The 10,403-nt window shown below is 39.8% G+C and carries 8 protein-coding genes; 3 read left to right on the top strand and 5 right to left on the bottom strand.

Translation table 11 applies throughout. The features are described from left to right. The first annotated feature begins 212 nt into the window (after positions 1-212). The 3 genes from GQR46_RS10435 (at position 213) to GQR46_RS10425 (ending at position 5,034) form a co-directional block, all read left to right on the top strand. Positions 213-1,739, top strand: coding sequence for an acetyl-CoA hydrolase/transferase family protein (locus GQR46_RS10435; RefSeq protein ID WP_165728563.1), 1,527 nt, complete (start codon positions 213-215; stop codon positions 1,737-1,739). Positions 1,740-2,367: 628 nt separating this feature from the next. After that, positions 2,368-2,679, top strand: a complete 312-nt coding sequence (locus GQR46_RS10430; RefSeq protein ID WP_007584064.1) for an EthD family reductase — start codon at positions 2,368-2,370, stop codon at positions 2,677-2,679. A 219-nt stretch (positions 2,680-2,898) separates the two neighbouring features. After that, positions 2,899-5,034, top strand: coding sequence for a TonB-dependent siderophore receptor (locus tag GQR46_RS10425; protein WP_165740906.1), 2,136 nt, complete (start codon positions 2,899-2,901; stop codon positions 5,032-5,034). A gap of 33 nt (positions 5,035-5,067) precedes the next feature. Here the strand turns inward: GQR46_RS10425 and GQR46_RS10420 are convergent, their stop codons facing one another. The 5 genes from GQR46_RS10420 to GQR46_RS10400 all read right to left on the bottom strand — a co-directional run bounded on the left by GQR46_RS10420 (position 5,068) and on the right by GQR46_RS10400 (position 10,271). After that, positions 5,068-6,162 (bottom strand): mechanosensitive ion channel family protein, encoded by a 1,095-nt coding sequence (locus GQR46_RS10420; protein WP_165740905.1) that lies wholly within the window; start codon positions 6,160-6,162, stop codon positions 5,068-5,070. Positions 6,163-6,258: 96 nt separating this feature from the next. Then, entirely contained in the window at positions 6,259-6,660 is a 402-nt protein-coding gene (locus GQR46_RS10415) for a DUF6691 family protein (RefSeq protein WP_165740904.1), read from the bottom strand. Positions 6,661-6,663: 3 nt separating this feature from the next. Beyond that, a complete protein-coding gene (locus GQR46_RS10410; RefSeq protein WP_165740903.1) occupies positions 6,664-7,077 on the bottom strand; it encodes a YeeE/YedE thiosulfate transporter family protein in 414 nt (137 codons plus the stop codon). 3 nt (positions 7,078-7,080) lie between these two features. Then, on the bottom strand, positions 7,081-8,340 hold the full coding sequence (locus tag GQR46_RS10405) for an outer membrane protein transport protein (RefSeq protein WP_165740902.1): 1,260 nt from the start codon (positions 8,338-8,340) through the stop codon (positions 7,081-7,083). A gap of 506 nt (positions 8,341-8,846) precedes the next feature. After that, on the bottom strand, positions 8,847-10,271 hold the full coding sequence (locus GQR46_RS10400) for a sugar porter family MFS transporter (RefSeq protein ID WP_165740901.1): 1,425 nt from the start codon (positions 10,269-10,271) through the stop codon (positions 8,847-8,849). Positions 10,272-10,403 lie beyond the last annotated feature (132 nt).

Here is a 10,403-nt window from a genome sequence, read left to right as displayed (position 1 = left end):
ATTTATAGATTACTTTATAAATTACTTTATAGATTGTTATGTCATTTTTGTTAAAAATATTACTAATAACTACATGATAGTATTAATTAAAAGTAAATTAGCCTCCCTTTTAAACATGTTGCTCATCCTCGGTTCGTAAATACGACTTAAGTCTAGATTGTGTAGTACGAAGTTAGGATTAGAATAATGTCAAATTTAGAGAGGAGCTCAGTATGCACTTGGAACGTATTCGCAATAGTAACCTGCACGACAAGGTGATGCCGGCAGAACAAGCAAGCCAATTTATTAAAGATGGAATGACTGTAGGGATGAGTGGTTTCACTCGCGCCGGAGAAGCTAAAGCAGTACCCAGAGCATTAATTGAGCAAGTCAAAAAAAATCCAATCAAAATAAATTTAATGACGGGTGCGTCATTAGGTAATGATCTCGACAAGCTATTAACAGAAGCGGGCATTTTAGCGCGTCGTATGCCTTTTCAAGTAGACAGCACTTTACGTAAAGCGATTAATAACGGTGAAGTAATGTTTATTGATCAGCATTTATCTGAAACAGTTGAGCATTTACGTAACCATCAATTAACCATGCCTGATGTGGCTGTTATTGAAGCCGTTGCCATTACCGAAAAAGGGCATATTGTGCCGACTACATCGGTTGGTAATTCAGCGAGTTTTGCTATTTTTGCCAAAGAAGTCATTGTTGAAATTAATATGCTGCATAACCCGAATCTTGAAGGTTTGCATGACATATATATTCCTTCGTATCGTCCTACTCGTCAACCAATGCCGTTAGTTAAAGTAGATGATAGAATTGGCAGCACTGCAATTCCTATCGATCCTGCAAAAATTGTTGGTATTGTTTTTACTAACCAAAGCGACTCGTTTTCTACCGTTACCGACCCTGATGAAGACACCGCCGCTATTGCGCGCCATTTAGTTAACTTTTTTAAAGAAGAAGTGGCTCAAAATAAATTGCCAGCTAATTTAGGACCGCTACAAGCAGGCATTGGTAACATTGCAAATGCTGTGATGATGGGACTACTCGATTCTGACTTTAAAGACCTAACAATGTACTCTGAAGTACTACAAGATTCGACGTTTGACCTAATTGATGCAGGTAAGCTTAGTTTTGCATCGGGCAGCTCAATTGTTTTATCGGAGCGTTGTAATGCGCAAGTATTTAATAATTTAGAACAATACAAAGACAAGCTAGTGTTACGCCCTCAAGAAATTTCTAACCATCCTGAAATAGTGCGCCGTTTGGGAATTATTGCAATAAACACCGCGCTTGAGTTTGATATGTATGGCAACGTAAATTCAACACATGTTTGTGGCACACGAATGATGAATGGTATTGGTGGCTCTGGTGATTTTGCTCGTAATGCTCATTTAGCAATATTTGTGACTAAATCGATTGCTAAAAATGGCGCTATTTCAAGCGTAGTGCCTATGGCCAGTCATGTTGATCATAACGAACACGATGTTGATATTTTAGTAACCGAGCAAGGCTTAGCTGATTTACGCGGTTTAGCGCCGCGTGAGCGAGCGATACAAGTCATTAAGCACTGCGTGCACCCAGATTACCGTGACGATATGTTAGATTACTACAATCGCGCTTGTGAGCGTGGTGGGCACACCCCTCATTTACTTGAAGAAGCGTTTAGCTGGCATATTCGTCTTGAACAACAAGGCAGCATGAAAAAAGTATCTGCAGCAGATGCTCAAGTGCAACTGTCTGCATAAGCATTTTGGTTTATTAAAATTGAATTAGTTAGTTTTATACTTACTTTTGAACCGCACTAGTGTCAGCTCAATCAGCTTTGATTAGTGCGGTTTGATATAAACTGTAAGTCCAAAATAATTTTATACCTACTCTTTGTATACCTTTCCCAACCACCTTTTATTATTTTATTCACTTAGGTTTAAGTGCTATTACCGTTATTAAGTGTGTAATGTGCTTATTAAAAATATAGGCACTAAATGGCGTTTGACAGAGGATTAGAAGAGCGACCTTACAGTAAAACCAGTTAAGGGCTTGGTTTATATTTTGCCTGAAGGTTTTGAGTCTGATTCTGATTTAGCATATTGGGTAAATACGTGCGTTAACTTTGTAGAGTCTTTGCCGCCCAAACCTTTTAAAAAACGACCCGCACTTAAGTAAATTAGCGAAGTATCACCTTAATTAAAATAAGCACTGCAATCAAATTACTGGCGCTATGAGCATGAATGCTACATAATTGAGCGACTGCTCACTTATGCGCTTTTTACTTAAGTATGATTCATACTATTTTAAAGACGCTTTGAACACTAGTTTGTAAAGCTGTTTATTAGCACAGCTTTAAATTTTTTAGTAAATAAAAGAGAGAATGTAATGATTAAAGTAAGCGTATTATACCCAAATAATGAAAGTGCTACTTTCGATATGGACTACTACTGTAAAACACATTTACCCCTAGTTGCAGAGTTAGTTGGTAAAGCGCTTATATCAAGTAGTGCAGATGCAGGTTTAGCAGGTGGCGCACCGGGCGAAGCGCCAACTTATATTGCTATGGGGCATTTAGTGTTTGAATCGGTAGAATCTTTTCAGCAAGCCTTTGCACCTCATCAAGAGGCAATAGCCGCTGATTTAGTTAACTTTACTAACGTGTCTCCAGTAATTCAAATTAGCAATATTGCTGGGTAAATTACACGCTAAAACTAATTTAAGAACTACTTAATAACCCCTACCGCATTTAGTGCAGTAGGGGTTTTATTTTAACTGCAATAAAAGGGCTAGCGCTCTGTTTTAAGTAATATTAGTTCTAATATTTAGATGTATTAAACCCGCCCTTGTGTTGATTATGAAAATGATAAAAGTTATCATTTAGGTTATTGGCTATCTACACTTCTCCCAGGAATTATCATGTTTAACCCTAATTATTTGGCATTAAGTATTGCTGCGTCTTTATCTGTTTTTTCTAATATAGCTTTTTCACAACAAAACGACGACATTGAAACTATTGAAGTAACTGGCCGTGCCCAGCAATTTTACCTAGAAACCGAAAGTAAAATTGGGACTAAAACTAATTTAGATCTTATTAAGCTTCCGCAATCTGCGCAGGTATTAACCGAGCAACTTATTATTGACCAAGCAGCGCGTGACATTACCGATTTGTACCGATCTATTGCGGGAGTGAGCGAATATAGCTACTCAGGCGTAACTTTTCGTGGTTTTAGAGATGACGCAAATGTATTTTACGATGGTGTGCGTGGCGACCCATATTCGGGCTTTGGTGTACCGCAGTTATTTAATGTAGAACGTGTTGAAGTATTAAAAGGGCCTGCCTCTGCTTTGTATGGCGGTGGCGAACCTGGTGGGATGATTAATTACGTAACTAAAAAGCCAAGCTACACACAAAAACGCGAATTAAAGCTTACTTTGGGTAATTACAACACCCGTGGTGCATCACTCGATATGACGGGTGGTTTAAACGATACAATGGCTTATAGATTGGGTGGTTATTATGAAGAGCAAGACAGCTATCGTAACAATGCAGACTCAGCTAATACCGAGCTAACAGGCGGATTGTTATTTGATTTAAGTGATTCAACAACCTTAACCACAAGTGTTGACTACATAAAACAAGACCTGGGCGGTAACCGCTTACGGGGCGTACCGGTAGATGACAACGGCAACTTTTTAGTTGACCCAAGTTATAACGCTAATGAAGCGGTTGATTATCAAAATATGGAAGCTTTGGTGCTTCAAGCAGAACTTAGCCATTATTTTAATGATGATTTTTCTTTAAGTACTACGTTTCGCTACATGGATAACGAGCGAGACCAAGCCTACCATGAGTCGCAAAGCTGGGTAGATGTAAATGGTGATGGCGAAGCAAACATTGATGACGAAACCATCAAACGAGAATACCGTAAGCAATTTCGTGCCAATAAAGAAGCAAGCTTAACCACCGACTTTGTTTATAACTTTGGACAAGGACAATTAACCCATCAGTTTTTATTTGGTGGTGATTACCACACCGTTGATACCGAATATGACTACTTACGTGCCCGATATGAGGCCGATGGCGTCGCTAATTTAAATATTTTTAATTTAAACTACGGTGAAACCGACCCAAGCACTTATAACCTTACCGACATGAACCGCGATGGCGTTGATACCGACCGATTTGGTGTGTATGCACAAGACGTAATTAGCGTAGGCGAGCAGTGGACAATTATTGCAGGTTTGCGCTATGACCATTTTAAAGAGTTTAATCAAGAAACTGGTTTTAGTTACTCAGATAACGACATAACGCCGCGCGTTGCTGTTACTTATCAGCCAGTAGAAAACACATCGGTATATATTAACTACTCAGAGAGCTTTAACCCTACATCGTCAGCCGACCAAGAAGATGTAGAGGGCGAAGGTAATTTAGAACCAGAAACCGGCAAGCAAACCGAACTGGGTATGAAAAACCAATGGCTTGACGGCAAAATAATGAGCACCTTTGCAATTTACCAAATTAATAAAGAAAACGTGGTAATGAGCAACCCTGACGATACTGGCGCGGGGGATGGCATTGCTGCACTTTTAAATATAGGTGAAGTAGAAAGCCGAGGATTTGAAACAACTTTAGTTGGCGATTTGTCGCAGCACTGGACCGTAACGGCTAACTACGCGTACAACGATACGCAAGTGGTAGACGGCGTAACGGGTGATACGCTTTCAAATACATTTGGAGATGGTTCGCGCTTTGCTAATGCACCACGCCACCAGGCAGGTTTATGGACTCGCTACGCACTGGATTCGATTGATTCATCAATTGCCTTTGGTGCAAATTACGTAAGTGAGCAACTTAGTACAAGTGGTCAAAAAGTAAAACCATTTACCGTATTTGATATGAGCTGGACGAGTCGCTTTGATAACGTGTTATTGAGTGTAAATATTAATAATCTGTTTGATAAAGAATATGCTGTAAGTGGGTTTAGTGAGCGGAACGGCCACTTTCCTGGCAGCCCTCGTGAAATTATTGGGCAAATAACTTACAAGTTTTAATACTTATTAGCGCGAGAGTTACTCGCGCTTTTTTTAAGTGTTGCCTTGCACCTTTTTATCACTATTAAATTTAGCTGCTTCTTGAGTCGTGTTAATAGCCGTAATAGGGAAGGGGATTACAATACCTTCTTTTTTATAGCGTTTATGCAGGGCTTTTATAAAAGCAGATTTAACCCAAAAGCGATTAAAGTATTCTTTTGCGCGCAGCATAACCGTAAAGTTAATACTTGATCTGTCAAAGGTATGAAAAACCACAAAGGTATTGTAATCATCAACACCCCATTCGTGTGAAATAAGTATTTCACGAGCCACTTCAAGTGTTACTTGCTCAACAAATTCTAAATCTGAATCGTAATGCACGCTTATATCAACAGGCACGCTTAGCTCTTTTTCAGGGTAAAAGTAATTAATAATACGCGACTTAGATAATTGGCTATTAGGTATAATAATCATATTGTTGGGTAGCATTTTAACCCATGTAGATCGCCAGCCTATATGATCAACAAAGCCTTGCTCCTTAGATTCAAGCTCAATAAAATCACCCACCCTTATAGGTTTATCTATTACTAGCTGCACGCCAGAAAAAAAGTTTTCGAGGGTAGGTTGCAAAGCAAGGGCAACAGCCAGTGATGTAATTCCTAACGAGGCAATAATAGGCGTAATAGAAATACCTAACGTGCCCATTAACACCAGTAATCCTACTGACGATAATGTAACGCGTATCACGCCTTTAATTATGCTTTTGGAATTAAAAACCACGGCAGATTGTTCGCCATAGTAATTAATAGTGCCAATAATAAAGCGGTCTAAAAACATAATAAGTGCAAGCAGCGCTAATACAATATTAATGCTATTAAAAGGGATCTGTTGAGAAATAGAAGTACTAATAATGAAGGTGTCGTGCTCTAAAATGGTGAGTAGCACAATAATTGTGCACAGTGTTAGCGGCTTAGATATTGACTCTATTAGTAAAGTATCGAATATAAATTTGGTTTTTGAAGTCCATTTTTTTAGCCAGTACATTACAAAAAAACGAATTAAAAACAGTAGTATAGCTATAAGTAAAAGGGAGGACGCTGCGCTTAACCAAGGTGCGCTGTTAGAAAATTCCAGCGCTTTATTTAGCATAACTTAAACCTGTTCAATATAGTTTTATATATATTGCAGCAAGTTATGTACCTTTGTTTGGGTAAAGTAGCTGCCGAGTTTAGTCGGCAGCAAATATTATACTTTTTTGGCTAACCACATACCGCCTAGCACGGCTGCAAAAAACAATAAAAACTCCATTTTAAGAGATACCAATTGAACCAAGCCCGGGCCTGGGCATATGCCACTTAAACCCCATCCTAAACCAAAAAGTACTGAGCCAATAATTAAGCGCGAATCAACTTTTTTTAAATCACTTAAATTAAATGTGCCTGAAATAAGTGGCTTCTCTTTTTTTGCAACCCATAACCATGTAAGCATCATTATTAGCATGGCAACAGCCATCACTATAATTAAGCTTGCGTCCCATTGGTTCCCGTAGGTAAGAAAGTTAATCACTTTAGCGGGGTTTGTCATCCCGCTAATAATAAGTCCTAAGCCAAATATAAAGCCTATAACAACCATCATAATTGCTTTCATTATTTATCCTACAAGGTTTGCTGTAATGAAGGCGACAAGCATAAATGTGCATGTTGCAACCCAAGAGCGAGTAGAAAAGCGCGACATGCCGCACACACCATGGCCACTTGTGCACCCATTAGCTAAAGTTGTACCAGCGCCAACTAAAAGCCCCGCAACAATAATAAGCCAAGGCGGCAACTGTAATTCGCCTTCTAATAAAGAAGGAGCAAATACTCTTACAGCTACACCTGCCAACAACAATCCTAAAATAAAGTATAACTGCCAACGCGAGCCCGAATTTGCTTTAGCAAATACAGACTTAACAATGCCCGATATGCCTGCAATTTTTCCGTATAAAACCAGTAATAACGTACACGCTATACCAATTAATGCACCGCCTATTGCAGCCGATACGGGGGTGAATTCTGTTACCATTTTTTAAATTTCCCAAACAATAGAAACACCTAAACCGGTTTGTTTCATTTCGATTGATAGTTGTTGATTTGGCGCTAAGTAGTTAGCGCCCGTTACTTTTTTAGCTGGCGAATAAAAAGCCATAGCGTTTAATTGTACCTTGTTGGTAAAAGAATGGCTAAAGCCCGTTGTAAAATGCCACTCTTGAACGCCCGGCGCTAAAATATTTAATATAACTTGCGACGAAGGAATAGGTTGCTCGGTGTAAGACACCCCAAAACGAATTTTTTGTTGCGATGTACGCTGCCACTGATAGCCAAGCTTATAAATAGTCATATCGTTCCAGCCAAATCCAGCGCCGGCGTTAGCTCCTAAAGGCGCTGACATCAAGTTATCGACTGGGTTTGAAATACTTTTTACTTCGCTGTAATTTATTTTTTGCCAATCAAATACCACCTGATTACTAGGTGTAAGTTTATAAGCTGCACCAATTTGAAACGAACTTGGCAGATCAAATCCGCCTTGCTCTGCAAACAAACCTTTATAGCTATCAAACTCTTGCATAGACACTGATGAGCGGTAACTTGCCCCCCAGCTTAATGACGAATTTATATCTTGGCTAATACCTAGTTGAATGCCTAGGCCTGTGCTTGTATCGGTGCCATTATTTGTAAGCGCTTCTGGTGATTGCGAAAAAGGAGCAAAGTTTTCAAGCCCTTGTGCTTCAAACTGCTGCACCACGTAAATAGGGGATACACCAAGGCGTGTTTGTTCATTCAACTCATAGCTTACTGTTGGGCTAATAAAGAGTTGTTTTAAATCAACGCCCGTCGTACCACCATAAAAGGTTCCTTCAGGAGCAGACTCTGCGCCGTACTCAGAATTCATACCGCCATTGCCATACACTAATAAGCCAATATTTACTTTTTCATTTAATTGGTGGCCAATAGCAAATTCTGGAATGGCGAATACGGAGTTGTCGCTTTTCTGTGTTTTTGCCTCAAGATAAAAAGCGTCAGGGTAAAAAGTATCTACTTTCGATGCAGTGTATTTTCGCTCAGGTGAAAAAAGCTCTAAGCCCAGAGATATCTGTGTTCCGTTTGGCAAAAAAGTAGCAGGATTATTAGCGCCAGACATTAACTCTTCTGAAAGTGCTACACCTGCGCCAGCCATGCCTTTGTGGGTCATGCCATAGCCGTGAGTAAAATAACCATTAGTAGCAAATGCACTGAACGAACCTAATGCACACGTTAAAGCTAAGCCTGATATTAACTGTTTTTTCATTTTAGTAGACACATAAAGTTGGAATGGGCGGACAATAGCTAATTATTGATATTCTAAAAAGGAATATAAATAGATTAGTTATAATAAAAGGTAATAGAGCAATGGCTATAAATTAAAATAAATGAACAAAGATTGCTATTTAACCTTTAGGTTATTTATACAGGGAGTCCATATAAGACCCTAGATAACGCTGCTTTATGCAAAGGCAAAGCGGCGACTAGGGTCTGTTGATCTTTCAAGGTTGAATTTGCAGCAGTCTGTTTGGTATTTAGGCAAGGCAGAGCCTATGTAGTGTGGTTATTCCCCATAAATGGGCGATAACGTAGCATTAATGCCAAACAGGCGCTGCCCAAAGGGTTCTTCCTAGGGGCTATTTACTCTTTGTTGCTCGGTTTTTACTTAGCCCACTAGGTTACAAACCTCGCGCCGCGATTAAATAGCCCCTAGTTTGAACAAATTTCAATCCGCAAAGAGCAACAGACCCTAGTATCACCGCTTTTAAAAAATCACATAGATTCGAGCGTTTTACCGCGCGTTTCTTTAATATATTTAACAACAAAAAAGATGCTTATAAGTGCTGATAACGCATAAAAGCCATAAGCACCGGCAAGGCCTATATTGGCAAGCATAATAGGGAAGGTCATGGTGATTGCAAAGTTAGCAATCCACTGGGCACTGGCAGCAACGGCAAGCGCTGCACCACGAATACGGTTATTAAACATTTCGCCTAATAACACCCATACAATTGGGCCCCAACTTAAGCCAAAAAATACCACAAATAAGTTAGCCATAATAAGTGCAAACGTACCCATGTTATCGCTAAGGGCAAGTTTGCCTGCTTCATCAAGGCCTGCGCTGCCAAATATATAAGTAAGCGCGCTTAAGCTAATAAACATACCAATACTGCCTACAAGCAGCAGTGGTTTACGGCCAACTTTGTCAACTAACGCAATGGCAATAAAGGTCGATACAATATTAGTAGTGCCCGCTAATACATTTATAAATAACGATTGCGACTCATCAAACCCAGCGGCTTGCCAAAGCTCAGAGCCGTAATAAAACACTACGTTAATACCTACAAATTGCTGAAATACACTCAGCGCCACACCTACCCAAACAATTGGGTGTACTTTTTTACTGCCATCAATAAATAAATCGCGAATACTTGGTTTTGTATCGCTATGCAAGGAGCGTTTAACATCGCTTATTTGCTTATCTGCATTGTCGTTTGATATTTTACTAAATACCGCTTTGGCATCGTTTACTTTACCTTGCGCCACTAAATAACGAGGTGACTCCGGTATAAATAAAACACCCACTAAAAACAACACAGCAGGCACAAGCTCAGCCCAAAACATCCAGCGCCAAGCGGCTATATCAAGCATTAAAATATTTTGCGCGCTGCCAGCTGCATCAGCAATTAAATAGTTACTTAAAAATGCCGCAAACAAACCCAGTACAATAGCGAGTTGTTGTAATGTCGCCAAACGACCACGTAGTGCGGGTGGCGCAACTTCTGCAATGTACGCCGGCGCTAATACCGATGCAGCACCAATACCTAAACCACCAAATAAACGATAAAAAATAAACTCTGCAGAGCTTTCGCTAATGCCTGAGCCAAACGCACTAATGGCAAAAATAATAGCGGTGATGATCATAATTGCACGGCGGCCAAACTTATCAGCCAGCGGCCCCGCAGCAAGTGCACCTAAGGCACAGCCAAGTAACACAGACGCTACGTTAAAGCCCGTAGCCACACTGCTTGAATTAAATGCATTACCGAGTGCCGACACTGTGCCGTTAATAACGCCCGAATCAAAACCAAATAAAAAGCCACCAATAGCAGCCACTGCAGAGATAAATATAACGTAAAAAAGAGAGGTGTTTTCAACTGTGTTGGCTGAGTGGGAAGGCGGTGTATGCGTTGTCATTATATGCCCTGAAAGTTAAATTAAATTTAAGGGAGCATAATATCGTAAAGCGCTATGGCTGAATACGTTTGTGCAGGTATAAAGAGTTTAGCGGGTATAAATTAAGCCGTTTTTAAAGGTTTTAATTTGAAG

This window comes from Pseudoalteromonas sp. Z1A6 (genome assembly GCF_011378745.1).
GTDB classification, from domain to species: Bacteria; Pseudomonadota; Gammaproteobacteria; order Enterobacterales; family Alteromonadaceae; genus Pseudoalteromonas; species Pseudoalteromonas arctica.
The sequence above is the reverse complement of the archived record's forward strand: the minus strand, read 5'-3'. Positions and strand labels throughout refer to the sequence as shown.